This window comes from Azohydromonas sp. (genome assembly GCF_035325925.1).
GTDB lineage: Bacteria > Pseudomonadota > Gammaproteobacteria > Burkholderiales > Burkholderiaceae_C > Calidifontimicrobium.
Genome location: NZ_DAOKZA010000001.1, coordinates 129,901 through 145,125, shown reverse-complemented (window position 1 = coordinate 145,125; position 15,225 = coordinate 129,901). Strand labels below are relative to the sequence as shown.

The 15,225-nt window shown below is 73.2% G+C and carries 14 protein-coding genes; 7 read left to right on the top strand and 7 right to left on the bottom strand.

Features of this window, described 5'->3' with window-relative positions; translation table 11 throughout:
* Positions 1 to 39: 39 nt before the first annotated feature.
* The 5 genes from PKC53_RS00645 to PKC53_RS00625 all read left to right on the top strand — a co-directional run bounded on the left by PKC53_RS00645 (position 40) and on the right by PKC53_RS00625 (position 4,836).
* On the top strand, positions 40 to 1,266 hold the full coding sequence (locus tag PKC53_RS00645) for a cation:proton antiporter (RefSeq protein WP_324425226.1): 1,227 nt from the start codon (positions 40 to 42) through the stop codon (positions 1,264 to 1,266).
* A gap of 149 nt (positions 1,267 to 1,415) precedes the next feature.
* The gene (locus tag PKC53_RS00640; RefSeq protein ID WP_324425224.1) at positions 1,416 to 2,522 is read left to right on the top strand and encodes a histidine kinase; all 1,107 of its coding nucleotides are present in this window, start codon (positions 1,416 to 1,418) and stop codon (positions 2,520 to 2,522) included.
* A 4-nt stretch (positions 2,523 to 2,526) separates the two neighbouring features.
* Complete coding sequence (locus PKC53_RS00635) at positions 2,527 to 3,621, top strand: hypothetical protein (protein WP_324425222.1); 1,095 nt, start codon at positions 2,527 to 2,529, stop codon at positions 3,619 to 3,621.
* The gene (locus tag PKC53_RS00630) at positions 3,605 to 4,366 is read left to right on the top strand and encodes a LytTR family DNA-binding domain-containing protein (RefSeq protein ID WP_324425220.1); all 762 of its coding nucleotides are present in this window, start codon (positions 3,605 to 3,607) and stop codon (positions 4,364 to 4,366) included. The genes PKC53_RS00635 and PKC53_RS00630 overlap by 17 nt, the downstream gene beginning before the upstream one ends.
* A gap of 23 nt (positions 4,367 to 4,389) precedes the next feature.
* Positions 4,390 to 4,836: a hypothetical protein gene (locus PKC53_RS00625; protein ID WP_324425218.1), complete on the top strand. Its 447-nt coding sequence runs from the start codon at positions 4,390 to 4,392 to the stop codon at positions 4,834 to 4,836.
* Between the two features lie 376 nt (positions 4,837 to 5,212).
* Here PKC53_RS00625 and PKC53_RS00620 read toward each other — a convergent pair whose 3' ends face one another.
* The 6 genes from PKC53_RS00620 to PKC53_RS00595 all read right to left on the bottom strand — a co-directional run bounded on the left by PKC53_RS00620 (position 5,213) and on the right by PKC53_RS00595 (position 11,806).
* Positions 5,213 to 5,902 carry a dienelactone hydrolase family protein gene (locus PKC53_RS00620; protein ID WP_324425216.1) on the bottom strand — a complete coding sequence of 230 codons (690 nt, stop codon included), beginning with the start codon at positions 5,900 to 5,902 and terminating at the stop codon, positions 5,213 to 5,215.
* Between the two features lie 102 nt (positions 5,903 to 6,004).
* Positions 6,005 to 7,957 (bottom strand): C1 family peptidase, encoded by a 1,953-nt coding sequence (locus PKC53_RS00615; RefSeq protein ID WP_324425214.1) that lies wholly within the window; start codon positions 7,955 to 7,957, stop codon positions 6,005 to 6,007.
* A gap of 89 nt (positions 7,958 to 8,046) precedes the next feature.
* Complete coding sequence (locus PKC53_RS00610) at positions 8,047 to 8,859, bottom strand: PA2778 family cysteine peptidase (protein WP_324425212.1); 813 nt, start codon at positions 8,857 to 8,859, stop codon at positions 8,047 to 8,049.
* A 164-nt stretch (positions 8,860 to 9,023) separates the two neighbouring features.
* Entirely contained in the window at positions 9,024 to 9,422 is a 399-nt protein-coding gene (locus tag PKC53_RS00605) for a PA2779 family protein (RefSeq protein WP_324425210.1), read from the bottom strand.
* 222 nt (positions 9,423 to 9,644) lie between these two features.
* Positions 9,645 to 11,309, bottom strand: coding sequence for an energy-dependent translational throttle protein EttA (gene ettA, locus PKC53_RS00600; protein WP_324425208.1), 1,665 nt, complete (start codon positions 11,307 to 11,309; stop codon positions 9,645 to 9,647).
* 155 nt (positions 11,310 to 11,464) lie between these two features.
* Positions 11,465 to 11,806 carry a hypothetical protein gene (locus PKC53_RS00595; RefSeq protein ID WP_324425206.1) on the bottom strand — a complete coding sequence of 114 codons (342 nt, stop codon included), beginning with the start codon at positions 11,804 to 11,806 and terminating at the stop codon, positions 11,465 to 11,467.
* Between the two features lie 275 nt (positions 11,807 to 12,081).
* Between PKC53_RS00595 and PKC53_RS00590 the strand changes: the two genes are divergently transcribed.
* Together PKC53_RS00590 and PKC53_RS00585 are read left to right on the top strand one after the other, a co-directional pair.
* The gene (locus tag PKC53_RS00590; protein ID WP_324425204.1) at positions 12,082 to 13,545 is read left to right on the top strand and encodes a DEAD/DEAH box helicase; all 1,464 of its coding nucleotides are present in this window, start codon (positions 12,082 to 12,084) and stop codon (positions 13,543 to 13,545) included.
* A gap of 39 nt (positions 13,546 to 13,584) precedes the next feature.
* The gene (locus tag PKC53_RS00585) at positions 13,585 to 14,259 is read left to right on the top strand and encodes a hypothetical protein (RefSeq protein ID WP_324425202.1); all 675 of its coding nucleotides are present in this window, start codon (positions 13,585 to 13,587) and stop codon (positions 14,257 to 14,259) included.
* A 23-nt stretch (positions 14,260 to 14,282) separates the two neighbouring features.
* Here PKC53_RS00585 and PKC53_RS00580 read toward each other — a convergent pair whose 3' ends face one another.
* The gene (locus PKC53_RS00580; protein WP_324425200.1) at positions 14,283 to 15,032 is read right to left on the bottom strand and encodes an SDR family NAD(P)-dependent oxidoreductase; all 750 of its coding nucleotides are present in this window, start codon (positions 15,030 to 15,032) and stop codon (positions 14,283 to 14,285) included.
* Positions 15,033 to 15,225 lie beyond the last annotated feature (193 nt).

The following is a 15,225-nucleotide window of genomic DNA, read 5'->3' as shown; positions in this document are numbered from 1 at the left end:
CCGCACGCCGCAGCACCCGCCGCGACGCCGCGCGCCCGCATGCAAGTCCTGACCAGCCTGCTCGCCGTGCTGGTGGCCGCGCGCCTGCTCGGCCACCTGGCCACCCGCTACGGCCAGCCGGCCATCGTCGGCGAGATGCTCGCCGGCGTGCTGCTCGGCCCCAGCGTGTTCGGATGGGTCGAGCCGAACGCGGCGCTGTCGGGCATCGCGTCGCTGGCGATCTTCCTCGTCGTGCTCTCGGCCGGCCTCGAGATGCGGCTGCGCGACATCGTCACGGCGCTGCGCGGCGGCGGGCTGCTGGTCGCGCTGCTGGGCTTCGTGCTGCCGTTCGGCGTCGGCGTGGCGGTCGCGCTGGCCTTCGACCTCGACGTGATGCGCACCGTGTTCCTCGGGCTGTGCATCTCGATCACCGCGCTGCCGGTGGCGGTGAAGATGCTCGAGGACTTCGGCATGCTCGCCACGCCGATCGGGCACCTCGCGGTGTCGACCGCGGTGATCAACGACGTGCTGGCGCTGTTCGTGCTGGGCGTGCTGCTGGCGCTGCCCGAGCAGACCACCTGGAGCGCGGTGGCCGCCGCCGGGTCGACGGTGACGCTCAAGCTGCTGGCGCTGGCGGCGACGATCGTCGCGCTCAACGCCAGCCTGCACCTGCTCGAGCGGCGCGGCGTGAACATCGCCGCGGTGCCCGAGCGCATCGTCGCGGTGCTCGGCCCCGAGGCCCTGTTCGGCGTCGTGATCCTGTTCGTGATGCTCGTCGGCACGGTCAGCGAGGCGCTGGGCTTCCACTTCGTGATCGGCGCCTTCTTCGGCGCGCTGCTGCTCGACCAGCGCCACTTCGTCGCGTCGCGCTACGACGACCTGCGCCGCACGCTGGCGTCGGTCACCGGCGGGTTCCTCGCGCCGGTGTTCTTCGCCTACATCGGGCTCGAGTTCGCGCTGCACTCGCTCGACGACGTCCCCTTCGTTGTCGTCGTGCTGCTCGCCGCCGTCGCGTCGAAGGTGCTGGCCGGATGGTGGGGCGGCCGGCGCGCCGGCATGACCCACCGCGAGGCGCTGGCGCTGGCGCTGGGCTGCGTGCTCAACGGCCGCGGCGCGATGGAACTGGTGGTGGCGAGCATCGCCTACGAACGCGGCTTCATCGGCATCGAGCTGTTCTCGGTGCTGGTGCTGATGGGGCTGGCGACGACGCTGGTCACGCCGCTGGCGTTCAACGCCGTCGTGCCCGCGGCCCGCCGCGAGGCGTACCGCGCCGGCGGGCGGCTGTAGGCCCCTGGTCGCGACGCGCGCGGCGGGGCTCCATCGGCGCCCGACGGCAACCATCGGGTGTCGCGCCGCCTCCGTCGCATTCCGGGGTTTCCTGCGCGAGCCCGCTGTCGATAATCGGCGGGCTTCGGGCCCAGGTGATGCTGCGCGGGATGCACCTCACCCCACCGCCCGCCGAGCCCCCGGTCTCGAGCGGCTGGCTGCGCGCGCGGCAGGCGCTGGCGCCGCACCGGCTGGCCCTGGCCCTCGCGATGACACTGCTCATGTCGACGCGGCTGCTGCAGGAGCCCGGTGTGGTCGAGTTCTACGGCGGTGCCGAGATCGTTCTCGAGCTGTTGCGGCACACGCTCGAGCTGCTGCCGGTGTCCATCGGCCTATTGCTGACCTACGTGCTGGTCGACGAGCTGCTGCCGCGCGATGCACCGTGGCGGCTGCTGCCCTTCGTCGTCATCCTGGTCGCCGCCACCTGCGGACTCGTCCTCGCTTTCCTGGTCGTCGCCTGGGACTTCGAGCGACTCCCGGACGCGCGCGGCGTGATCGGGCAGGCGATCATCTGGGCGACGCCGCCCGTGTTCTGCGCGCTGATCACCGACGCCGACCGGCGCACGCGCCGGCTCGACGCACAGGCGCTCGACGTCGGCGCCGACCGTGCGCGCCTCGAGCGCGAGGAGATCGAGCAGCGCCTGCAGCAGCTGCAGGCGCAGATCGAACCGCACTTCCTGTTCAACACGCTGGCCAACCTGCGGCGCCTGTACCGCACGCAGCCGGACTCGGCTGCGCAGATGACCGAGCAGCTGCAGCGCTACCTGCGCTCGGCGCTGCCGCAGTTGCGCCAGCGTCGCGCGACGCTCGGCGACGAGTTGACGCTCGTCGAGGCCTATCTGGCACTGTTTCGCATGCGCATGGGTGCGCGACTGGTCTATGCCGTCGAAGTGCCGGCGCCGCTGCGCGCGCTCGAGTTCCCGCCGGTGCTGCTGCTGACCCTGGTCGAGAACGCGATCAAGCACGGCCTCGAGCCAAAGGCCGACGGCGGCCGCGTCGTCGTGTGCGCGCGGCGCGACGGCGCGACGCTGACCGTCGAGGTGCGCGACGACGGCGTCGGCTTCGGCGCCGCCGCCGGCGGCACCGGCGTCGGCTTGACCAACGTGCGCCGACGACTCGCCACGCTGTTCGGTCGCCGCGCCGGGCTCGAGCTGCGCAGCCGCGACGACGGCCCCGGCGTCACCGCGGTCGTCCACCTGCCGGCCAACGCAGGCTGACGCGATGGGCACCACGGCCACGCTCGACGCACCGGTGCTGCGCGCGGGCTTCCGTGCACCGGCGCACCGCTTGGCGTCGGCCTGGCGGCACGACCTGCTGCTGGTCGCGATGATCGTGGTCGCCGACGCGGGACCGCGACTGACGTACGCGCTCGACCCGTCGCTGGGGGAGTTCGACGTCGGGACCGTGGCGGCGCGGGTGTCCGGCAACCTCGTGTACAGCGTGCCGACCGCGGTCGTGCTGATACTCGCCGCGCGCCGGCTGGCGCGCTCGACACTGCCGCCGTGGCCTCGCCTGCTGTGGGCGGCGGCGGTGACGCTGGGCATCGTCGGCGGCCGCATGGTGCTGTGGCTGGTCGACCCCTGGACGCCGCCGATCGCGCTCGGCGTCGGTCGCTCGATGGCGCCAACGGCGCAGGCCCTGCTGCTCGGCTACCTCGGGCTGGTCGTGGCACCTTTCGTCTTCGCGTACGAGCGACAGCGCCATCGGCGCGACCTCGCGATGCGACGGCTGGCCAGCTTGCGCCGCGCGCAGCGAGAGGCCGAGCGGCGCGTCGCCGCGGCACGCCTGCGCGCGTTGCAGGGCCGCGTCGACCCGCAGGTGGTGCTGGGGCTGGTCGGCGTGGTCGCGCAGGCGTACCGCGACGACCCGGCACACGCCGAACGACTGCTCGACCGGCTGATCGGGTTCCTCCGCCTGGCCACCTCGCACACGCGCGAGGCGTCGCCGACGCTGGGCCAAGAACTGGCGCTGGCGTCGGCCTACCTCGATGTGCGCGCGCACGGCGGCCTGTCGACGCTGCGCCTCGATGGGCGGCAGGCCCAAGCCGCGGGCGATGCGCCGTTCGTGCCCGGCATCGTGCTGTCGCTGCTCGACGAGCAGTTGCGCGAGCCTGACGTCGGCGCGACGCTGCGCCTGGCCGCCGAGCGACGGACCGGTCGCCTGCGGCTCGACATCGAGCTGCCTCAGCCGCCGTCGGCGGCCGTGCGCGAGCAGGTCGACGCGATGTCGGCCGACCGCGGCGGCCGCGTCGTTTCCCCCCCCGGCGGCGACGGCCGCCGGCTCGTCGTGGAGTTGCCCGATGACCGCAACGACTGACCCCGCGCCGCGCGCCGTCCTGGCCGAGGACGAGCCGCTGCTCGTCGACGAGTTGTGCGAGCACCTCGAGGCACTGTGGCCGGAGCTCGAGATCGTCGAGCGCGCGGCAGACGGGCCGGCGGCGCTGCGCGCGATCGAACACCACGCCCCCGATTTGGCGTTGCTAGACATCCACCTGCCGCGGCTGTCGGGGCTGGAGGTGGCGCGCCACGTCGGGCGGCACTGCCACGTGGCGTTCATCACCGGCTACGACCAGTACGCGATCGACGCCTTCGAGGCCGGCGCGGTCGACTACGTGCTCAAGCCGATCGACCCCGGAAGGCTACTGACCACGGTACAACGCCTGAAGGACCGTTTGTGCCGCCCGCCGGCCGACCTGACGACACTGCTGCCGCGCGCCGACGCCGCACCGCCTGCGCGCCACCTGCAGTGGATCAACGCATCGCGCGGCAGCACGATCCGCCTGATCACCGTCGACGAGGTGCTGTACTTCCGCGCCGACAACAAGGTCACGCTGGTGATCACCGCCGATGCCGAGGCGGTGATCCGCAAGACGATCAAGGAGCTGAGCGATGAGCTCGACCCGGCCGTGTTCTGGCAGGTCCATCGCTCGGCGCTGGTCAACGTGCACGCGATCGACAGCGTGCACCGCGACGGCCGCGGCCATCTGAGCCTGCGGCTGAAGAGACGCAGCGAGGTGCTGCCCGTGGCCGAGGCGTATCACCACCGCTTCCGCCAGATGTGAACCCGACCGAGATGGAGCGCACGATGACCGAACATCACCCACCGGCGCCGCCCCGACGCGGCCTGAGCCGGCGCCAGACCTTGTCGCTGCTGGGCGCCGTCGGCCTCGGCGGCGAGGCGCTGGCCCAGGCGAACGACCGCGCCAAGGGCGCGACGCAGGCCAACCCGGCGTCGTACAAGGTGCTGCTCGAGAACGAGCGCGTGCGCGTGCTCGAGTATCGCAGCCGCCCCGGCATGGGCGTTTGCGGCGAAGGCCTGCACTCGCACCCGGACCACGTCACGATCAGCCTCGCGCCGGCGAAGGCGCGCCTGGCCGGTGCCGACGGCAAGGCGCATGTCGTCGACATCCCGCCCGGCTTCGTGCTGTGGGAAGACGCCGGCACGCACGCGGCCGAGAACATCGGCGGCTTCAACGCCCACCTGGTGATCGTCGAACTCAAGGGCCCGGGCTGGGCACCGAGCACCGGCTGAACGTCGGCAAAGACCTGGCGCACCCGCCGCAGCCGATGCGGTCGTCGCGCGCCGCCGCGCGCACTGCGGCGGCAGCGCGATCGCCCGCGTGCGGCCGCTGCCACCGGTGAGACCCTGGCGGAAGTTGTCGACCGCGGCGTCGTGGGTCAGCCGTCTGGGGGTCGCCTGCGGGCACCCGTCGACTGTCGGGTCCGGGAAGCTGCCGTCGTGCGCGCAAGCCGGATTCACGGCGCCGCAGAACGCGACCTGCACGGCGTCGAGTGCGCGCCTGAACCACGCGACCTTGGCCCGTGGTTCGATCGACACGAACAGCGCGCCACCGCCCGGCGACCTGCCGGGAGTCGCGCCGACGGTGCACGGCGCGAAGTCGCGCAGGTCAGCCCAGGTGCCGCCCGAAGAACCGCAGCGTGCGGTCCCACGCCACCTGCGCCCACGCCGCGTCGTACTGGGTGACGGCGATGCGTCCCGGCCCCTGTGCGGTGTCGTTGGCGAAGGCGTGGTGCGCGAGGTAGCGGTGGCCGGTGTACGCGACGCCCGCGTCGCGCAGCCTGGCCTCGAGCGCGTCGACGCCGTCGATCGCGAACGCGGCGTCCTGCGTCGCCCAGTGCGCCAGCACCGGCGACTGGATCTTGCCGGCGTCGACGAACTCGAGCGGGGGGTAGCCGTACCAGACGACGCCGGCGTCGGCCTCCGGTGCCATCGTCAGCGCGAGGACCGTCAGCGCGCCGCCCATGCAGAAGCCGGTGACGCCCACTTTCGCGCAGCCGCGCGCCTTCAGCGCCTGCACCGCACCGCGCACGTCCTGCGACGCGGCGTCGCCGAAGTCCAGGTTCGTCATCAGGTGGTGCGCCTCCTCGGCGGCGATGGTCGACTTGCCCCGGTACAGGTCGGGCACCAGCGCGGTGTAGCCGGCCAGCGCCAGCCGCTCGGCAACGCCGCGGATCTGGTCGTTCAGGCCCCACCACTCCTGGATCACGACGACGCCCGGGCCCGGCGACGCCGGCTCGGCGAGGTAGCCCGCGACCGGCCGGCCATCGGGACGCTGGAAGGTGATCGTGCTGCCCATCGTGCGTTGCTCCTGGACGTCCCGCCACCGGGACCCGGCGCGCAGTACACCGCGGCGATGCCGCGCGGTCAATCGGGGCCGATCGGGGTGGGACGCGGAGGTTCAGCCGCCCCGGACGAAGCGGATCACCTGGCGCAGCGTGGTGTCGTCGTCGTCGAAGCCGCCGTGCGTGCTGGCCTTGCTGCGTGCGCCGGGCGCGAGGTGCAGCGTCGTGTTCGGCAGCGTGCCGAGCACGGCGCGCGCGTCGCCCTCGAGGCCCAGGATCGGCTGGCGCGACCCGCCTTCGAACGACTCGGCCACCAGGTGCAGCAGCGAGCGGCGGTACGCGCCGCAGGTCGGGTCGTCCTCCTCGGCCTGGGCGGTCAGCGAGAACTGCTGGTAGCGCGCGACGGTGCCCTGGCGGATCAGCGGCGCCAGCGTGGCGGCGAACAGGTCGGCGCGCACCGCCGGGGCCATGAAGCTCACCGACTCGAAGCGCATGCCCTCGTCGGCGAGGCGCTGCAGCATCAGGCTGCCGACGATGCCACCCGCCGAGTGGCCGACGAAGTGCATGCGCACGTTCTTGTTCTTCACCTTGTGCTTGAAGTGCCGGTACAGCAGCACCGCGCCGGCCTGCTCGTCGTCGGCGACGTGATCGCGGTACAGGCTGATCGCGTCGGCGTTGCGCTTCATCTCGCTCCACAGTGCGGTGCCCGGCCGGGCCAGCGCGCGCTCGAGGCGGCGGTTCCACCAGCGCTCGAACACGGCGCCGGCGGCGGTCGTGCGCGGCTCGCCCTTGACGGTGTCGGCGATCAGGCCGCCCAGCGTGGTCCAGAAGTCGGTCTCCCACATCAGGAAGATCGGGAAGACACGCGCCTCGTACAGCGCCGGGATCCAGCGCGCCGCGGTCTTCGCCGCGTCCTTCTCGCCGACCAGACCGCCGTGCGCGTAGACGCACACGTCGACCGTGCCGTCGGCGAGCTGCCACTCGCCGCGCGCGCGCTCGAGCTGCACGTCGGCGATCGCGCGCACGTCGTCGGGCGCGGTGCGGAACACGCCGCTGTTGCTCAGCGCGCCGTTGTTGCCCATGTTCAGGACGAACGGCGCCAGCTCGCGGTGGCGCAGCACCTCGCTGGTCGCCAGCACGACCTTTCCGCTGCGCGGGTCGTGGCGCAGCGAGTCGGCCACCGCGAGGTCGCGGTGGTCCTGCGTGACCACGCCGAGCTGTGCCACCCAGCAGTCCATCGCGTTGGCCAGCCAGTCGCCGTAGGTCAGCAGCGCGTAGCCGTGCGAACCCCAGCCCGGACCCCACGAGTTCTGGACCAGGAAGCCGCGCTCGTTGTAGCCGAGGATCGCGAACGCGTGGCCCGCGTGCTCGGCCTCGCCACCGCGCACCGGGATCTCCCACACGTCGTCGAATCGCGTCGGCCGCTCGCGCCGCGGGCGCACGCGCACGCCCTCGTCCCAGCCCGCGTGACAGCCGCAGCTGACGTACAGCACGCCCACCTCGTTGAGCGCGGCGTGCATGTCGGTGAGCTGGTTCGGCGCGATGCGGTAGTAGGCGCCCATCGGCCGGCGCACCGCGTCGTACCACCAGTCGTCGTCGATGCGCGGCGCCGCCGGCGGCATCTCAAGGCCGGGGAACAACGGCTCGCGGCACGCGCCGTGCTTGAACCAGCCCTTGAGCGCACCGCGCAGGCTCGATCCCTCGTCGGCCACCGAACCCGGGAACTCGTCGTAGCGGCGTGCCATCGAGTACAGCATGAACGGCGAGATCGCCGGCTCGTGCTCGCGGCCGGCGCGGCGCAGCAGGTGCTCGACGACCAGCGCGAGCGCGAACCCGGTGCAGGCGTTGGTGTCGCGCTGGTTCTTCACCGGCAGCGGCTGCGACGGGAACAGCGTGGCCGGCGGCGCCGACGAGATGCCCGGCACGTACCAGCGGTCGCGGAAGTCGATCGCGTCGGGGCGCGCGACGCGCTTCCAGGCCGGCGCGCCCGCGGCGCGCCCGGCACGCGCGGGTCGTGCCGCGGCGATCTTCTTCGGGCCTGGCGTTCGGGTCGGACGGGCACTCGGCATGCGCGCTCCTGGCTGTGGCGGCGCGATCGTCGGGGCGGCCGCGCACGGCGGCAATCCCCAGGGCATCACGGCGCGCCGCCCGGCGCGCGTCACGGCGCCTGCTCGGCGCGGCGCAGCGTGCGTGCCGCGGCGTCGCGCCACGCGGGTTCGCGCTCGGCCGCGGCCAATGCGCGTCGGGCCGCGGCGAGCGCGGCGTCGCGGTCGCCGCGCTGCAGGTGCACCCGCGCCAGGTTGTTCCAGGCCGCGGCGCTGTCGTGGCGCTGCGCCGCGTGCGCCAGCACCTGCGCCGCGGCATCGGCGTCGCCGGCGGCGAACAGCGCGTTGCCGTGGCCGATCGCGGCGACCAGCTGGTCGGGCCAGCGCGCGCGCACGCCGGCCCAGGCGCGCGCGGCGTCGGCCGGCGCGGCGACGCGCGCAAAGCCCAGCGCCGCCTGCACCGCGTCGGCCTCGTCGGCGGTGACCGGCAACGCCGGCGGCGGCAGCGCGACGAAGGCCCAGTGGCCGCCACGCGCCCAGGTGTGCTCGAAGGTCGACAGCGTCATGCGCTGGCGCGGCTGGTCGCCGCTGCGCAGCACGATCTCGCCGGCGGCCAGGTCGTAGCCGACGGCCACCGCGTAGTGCCAGCGCGGCGCGATCGGCAGCGCCAGGTTCTGCAGCACGACCACCGCATGGCCGGCGTCGAGCTCGGCGAGCAGCGCGCCGAGCCTTCGCGGCAGCGGCACCGCGAGCAGCCCCTGGCGCCGCGCGGCGGCAAGCATCTCGACCTGCAGCGAGCCCTCGCGCGCCGGCAGGAACACGCCGTCGGCGACCGCGTCGGGCGTGACGTCGACACCGGCGGCCTGCGCCGCCATCGCCAGCGACGCCGGCCCGCAATGGAACTGCGCCTGCGCGAAGAAGGGCACCTGCGTCAGCTCGGCCGCGCCGCGCAGCGTCGCCGGCGGCGCGGTGCGCAGCGCGCGCGACTGCGGTGCGTCGAGCGCGGCGCAGCCGCCGAGCAGCGTGCCGGCGAGCAGCGCCGCGGCCAGCCGCGGCGCGCGACGCCGCCCGCGCGAGACGACGCCGGGCTTCAGCGGATCGAGCGCGTGAACGGGAAGACCTTCGTGAAGCCGAGGATGTCGGTCACGAGCAGCAGCACGAAGATGAACACCACGGTGCCGAGCACGCTGCCGCCCGCCGGCGCCTGGTCGATCTGAAGCGCGACATGCGCCGCCTCGGCGTCGGTCAGCGCGGCCACGCGCTCGCGCGCCGCCTCGGCCGACACGCCGCGCGCGCGCAGCGCCTCGACGACCTCGGCACGGTCGAGCTGCTGCAGCAGCCTGGCGTGCGACTCGGACGACGCCGAGGCGGCCTGCGCGTCGGCGACCTGCTCGGCCGAGATCAGCCCGGACGGTGCGGCGTGCACCAGGCTGGCGTGCGTCAGGGCCGCGGCGGCGGCGGTGGCGATCAGGCGTCGCAGCGTGGACATGCGCAGTCTCCGTGGGGTTGCGGTGGCGGCAATCGTAACAACGATGCCGCCGTCGCTGTCACGAAGTGCAAGCGGGGCAAGGCGCGCCCGCCGTCATGCATCGTGTGCGTGCCCGGCGTCGCATCCGCCGTGCCGTCCGGGCGACCGCCGCGGACCCGGCTGCGCCGGTCGGCCGGCGGCGCTTCCTCGAGGCGGAAGTGCCGCAGGCGTCTCGCGGGTGGTCTACTTCAACGCCCGGAAGCGCAGCCGGTGCGGCCGCGCGCCTTCCTCGCCCAGGCGCTTGACCTTGTCGGCCTCGTACTCCTGGTAGTTGCCGTCGAAGAACACCCACTGGCTGTCGCCTTCGCACGCCAGGATGTGCGTCGCGATGCGGTCGAGGAACCAGCGGTCGTGGCTGATCACGAGCACGCTGCCGGCGAACTCGAGCAGCGCGTCTTCGAGTGCGCGCAGCGTCTCGACGTCGAGGTCGTTGCTGGGTTCGTCGAGCAGCAGCACGTTGCCTCCGCGCGCCAGCGTCTTGGCCAGGTGCAGCCGCCCGCGCTCGCCGCCCGAGAGGTTCTTCACCAGCTTCTGCTGGTCGTTGCCCTTGAAGTTGAAGCGGCCCAGGTACGCGCGGCTGGGCATCACGAACTTGCCGACCGTGATGTTGTCGAGACCACCCGAGACGTCCTCCCACACCGTCTTGTCGCCTTCCAGCGCCTCGCGCGTCTGGTCGACGAAGGCCATCTTGACGGTCTGGCCGATCTTGATCGTGCCGCTGTCGGGCTGCTCCTTGCCCTGGATCATGCGGAACAGCGTCGACTTGCCGGCGCCGTTGGGGCCGATGATGCCGACGATCGCGCCGGCCGGGATCTTGAAGCTCAGGTTGTCGATCAGCAGCCGGTCGCCGAAGCTCTTGCTGACGCCGTCGAACTCGATCACCTCGTGGCCGAGGCGCTCGGCCACCGGGATGAAGATCTCGTTGGTCTCGTTGCGCTTCTGGTACTCGACGTCGCTCAGCTCCTCGAAGCGTGCCAGGCGCGCCTTGCTCTTGGCCTGCCGGCCCTTGGGGTTCTTGCGCACCCACTCGAGCTCGCGCTTCATCGCCTTGGTGCGCGCGTCCTCGGTGCGCTGCTCGAGCTCGAGGCGCTTCTCCTTCTGGTCGAGCCAGACGCTGTAGTTGCCGTGGTACGGGATGCCGCGGCCGCGGTCGAGCTCGAGGATCCACTCGGCGGCGTTGTCGAGGAAGTAGCGGTCGTGGGTGATCGCCACCACGGTGCCGGGGAAGCGCTTGAGGAACTGCTCGAGCCAGTCGACCGACTCGGCGTCGAGGTGGTTGGTCGGCTCGTCGAGCAGCAGCATGTCGGGCTTGGACAGCAGCAGCCGGCACAGCGCGACGCGGCGCTTCTCGCCGCCCGACAGCTGGCCGATCTGCGCGTCCCACGGCGGCAGGCGCAGCGCGTCGGCGGCGATCTCGAGCTGCAGGTCGGTGTTCTCGCTGCCGGCGGTGGCGATCAGCGCCTCGAGCTCGGCCTGCTCGGCAGCGAGCGCGTCGAAGTCGGCGTCGGGCTCGGCGTAGGCCGCGTAGACCTCGTCGAGCCGCTTCTTGGCCGCGAGCACGCCGCCGATGCCTTCTTCCACCGCCTGGCGCACGGTCTGGTCGGGGTCCATCTGCGGCTCCTGCGGCAGGTAGCCGATCTTGATGCCCGGCATCGGGATCGCCTCGCCCTCGATCTCCTTGTCGACGCCGGCCATGATCTTCAGCAGCGTGCTCTTGCCCGCGCCGTTGAGGCCGAGCACGCCGATCTTCGCGCCGGGGAAGAACGACAGCGAGATGTCCTTCAGGATCTCCCGCTTCGGCGGGACGATCTTGCTGACGCGGTTCATCGTGTAGACGTATTGGGCCATCGGCTTGCCTTGCTTCGGATCTCGCGCCGCCCCCGGCCGGGGGCCCGCGCAGAAAGACAAACGGCAGGCGGTGCCTGCCATCGGATCGACTCGGCGGGCCCGGCCCGCCAAGCGCGTATTGTCGCCCGAGTGAGCGCGCCGGGTCGCGGACGGGGTCAGCGACGCGCGGCGGCGCGCTCGATGGCCTCGCGCGCGGCGAGCTCGGCGCGAGCCGCCGCGTCGACGGGCGCGCGCAGCAGGCCGGCGTGGCGGTAGCGCAGGTTCTCGTACACCTCGCCCAGCGCGGGCCAGAGGTTCATCAGTGCGCGCAGCGCCGACTGCGTGTCGTCGTCGGCAGGCAGCGCGTCGAGCGCCTCGCCCAGACGCCGCACCAGCACGCGGTACTGCTCCGCCGAGACGCCGCGCGGCCGGCTCTCGAGTTGCTGCAGCAGCCGCCCGAGCAGCGCCACCGTGCCCAGATGGGCAGGGATCAGCACGGGGGTCGGTGTCGCGTTCATGGCGGGCGTCCTGGCGGATGGCGTGTGAAACAACGTCATGTGCAATTGGGGCGCCGCGGCGCGGATTCAAGGGTCGCGGGCGCGAGGGGCACCGGCGTGCCTGCGACCGGCGGGATAGAATGTCGTCATCGACACGCCTTCCAGTCGGCGTGTTCGCTGTCAACTCCGACCCCTGCGCCCGCGGCCGCTGCCGTGGCTCCCGCGCACCCGCGACGCCTGCGACTGGCGCCCTGCCCTGCAGCGGCGACGGGCTCGTCCCACGGAAACGTTCTCGAATGAAGTTCACCGACCTCGGCCTGGCCGAGCCGATCCTGCGCGCCGTGCGCGAGCAGGGCTACGACACCCCCACGCCGATCCAGGCGCAGGCGATCCCCGCCGTGCTCGCCGGCGGCGACCTGATGGCCGGCGCGCAGACCGGCACCGGCAAGACCGCCGGCTTCACGCTGCCGATGCTGCAGCGCCTGTCGAGCACGCCGCCGGCGCGCGACGCGCGCGGCCGCGTCGCGATCCGCGCGCTGATCCTCACCCCGACGCGCGAGCTCGCGGCGCAGGTCGAGGAGAGCGTGCGCACCTACGGCAAGTACCTTCGGCTCGCGAGCATGGTGATGTTCGGCGGCGTGGGCATGCAGCCGCAGATCGACCGCCTGCGCCAGGGCATCGACATCCTCGTCGCCACGCCCGGTCGCCTGCTCGATCACCACCAGCAGGGCACGCTGGACCTGTCGCACGTGCAGATCTTCGTGCTCGACGAAGCCGACCGCATGCTCGACATGGGCTTCATCCACGACATCAAGAAGGTGCTGGCGATCGTGCCGGCGAAGAAGCAGAGCCTGCTGTTCTCGGCCACCTTCAGCGACGAGATCAAGGCGCTGGCCGACCGGCTGCTGAACAGCCCGGCGCTGATCGAGGTCGCGCGCCGCAACGCCACCGCCGACCTGATCGACCAGAAGGTGATCCCGGTGGGCCGCGAGAAGAAGAAGGAGCTGCTCGCGCACCTGATCCGCGGCGGCGACTGGCACCAGGTGCTGGTGTTCACGCGCATGAAGCACGGCGCGAACCGGCTGGCCGAGTACCTGAACGACCACGGCATCAGCGCGATGGCGATCCACGGCAACAAGAGCCAAGGCGCGCGCACCAAGGCGCTGGGCGACTTCAAGGCGGGCACGCTGCAGGTGCTGGTGGCCACCGACATCGCCGCGCGCGGCATCGACATCGACCAACTGCCGCACGTCGTCAACTTCGAGCTGCCCAACGTGCCCGAGGACTACGTGCACCGCATCGGCCGCACCGGGCGCGCCGGCGCGCAGGGCGAGGCGGTGAGCCTGGTGTGCCTCGACGAGGAGATCTTCCTCGCCGACATCGAGAAGCTCATCAAGCGCCGCATCCCGCGCGAGGCGGTGCCGGGCTTCGAGCCGCCGGCGGGCGAGAAGGCCGAGCCGATCGTGCTCGGCCGCATGACGATCGGCGTCGGCGGCACGCGGCGCGGCGGCGGGCGCCCCGCACCGCGCCCCGACCCGCGCCGCGACGCCGGCCGGCCGCCGCGCCGCGACGGCGCTGCGCCGCAGGGTCAGCCGTCGCGCCACGGCGGCGCGCCGCGACACGACAAGGTCGGCGCTGGGCACGCCACGCAGCCGGCGCCGCACGGCCAGCCGCACGGCCGCCGCGAGTCGGCACCGGGCACCGCGCCACGGCGCGGTGCCGCGCGCCCCGGCCCGCGGCTGACGCAGCCCAAGCGCTGAACGCGCGGCCCGGCCGCGGTGCGCGCATAGACTGCGCGCATGCGTTCGCCCCCCGTGCCCGGCCGCGTCGCGCTCGCCGGCGCGAGCGGGCTGGTCGGGCGCGCGCTCGCACGCCGGCTGGCCGCCGATCCGGAGTGCACCGCGCTGTGGCTGCCGCTGCGCCGCGCGGTGCCCGAACTCGAGGCACTGCCCAAGGCGCGACGCCTGCCCTGGCCGCCGCACGACCTGCCACCGCTGGACAGCGCACTGTGCGCGCTCGGCACGACGATCGCGCAGGCCGGATCGCAGGCGGCGCAGCGCGCGGTCGATCACGACGCCGTGCTCGCCTTCGCGCGCGCCGCGCGTGCCGCCGGTGCGACGCGCTTCGGCGTGGTCTCGGCACTCGGCGCCGACCAGCGCTCGGCGGTGTTCTACAACCGCGTCAAGGGCGAGATGGAGGCCGCGCTGGCCACGCTGGGCTTCGAAGTGCTCGCCATCGCGCGCCCGTCGCTGCTCGTCGGCGACCGCGGCGCGCTCGGCCAGCCGCGGCGCTTCGCCGAGCACCTGGCGCAGTCGCTCGCCGCGCCGGTCGCGCGCTGGCTGCCGGCGCGCTGGCGCCCGATCGCCGCCGACGACGTCGCCGCCGGGCTGCTGGCCACGCTGCGCGCGCACGCCGGCGTGCACGTGGTCGAATCCGCGGCGCTGGCGCGCGCCGCGATGCGACCGTCGGGCTGAACCCGGCGCGCGGCATCAGGGCGTCACGACTTGCCCGCCGCGTAGCCGCCGTCGACCAGCAGGTACGCGCCGGTCACGAAGCTGGCCTCGTCGCTGCCCAGGAACAGCACCGCGTTGGCGACCTCCTCGTCGCGGCCCAGGCGGCCGATCGGGTGCAGCGCGATCAGCGCCCGGCGCATGTCGTCGGGCAGGTCCTTCAGCAGCGGCGTGTCGATGTAGCCCGGGCCGATCGAATTGACGCGCACGCCCCGCGGTGCCGCCTCGATGGCCAGCGTGCGCGTCATGTTCACGACGCCGCCCTTGGCCGCCGAGTACGCCGCGGTGCCGCTCTGCCCCAGGGTGCCGAGGATGGACGCGCAGTTGACGATGCTGCCCGAGCCCTGCCGGTACATCTGCCGCAGCGCGGCGCGCGCGGTGCGGAACACGCCGTTGAGGTTGATGTCGATGATGCGCAGGTAGTCGGCGTCGGTGTACTCGGTGGCGTCGGCCAGCCCGCCGATGCCGGCGTTGGCGAACACGATGTCCACGCTGCCGAGTTCCTCGGCGGCGTCCGCGACCAGCGCGTCGACCTGCGCGGTCGAACTGACGTCGCAGGCCTTGAACAGGCAGCGCCCGCCCTGGCCGTCCAGCGCCTTCGCACGCGCCGCGCCGTCGCTGCCGGCCAGATCGGACAGCACGACGTTGGCGCCCTCCTTCAGGCAGCGCGCCACGGTGGCCAGGCCGATGCCGCTGGCCCCGCCGGTGACGATCATGTTCTTGCCTTGCAGTCGCATGGGGTTCTCCTTGGATGGAACGATCGAGGTGGCCGGTGCGGGTCGCGCCGGCCGAGACATCGATCGGACCATCGTAGCTGCGCTTTCGTTCCGCACGATGACCGGTCCGCGGCGCCCGGGTGCAGCACCGGGGTGCGCCGTGCGCATAGACTGCGCGCCTGTGCTCACCCCGCCCCGACGACCGGGCCGCACC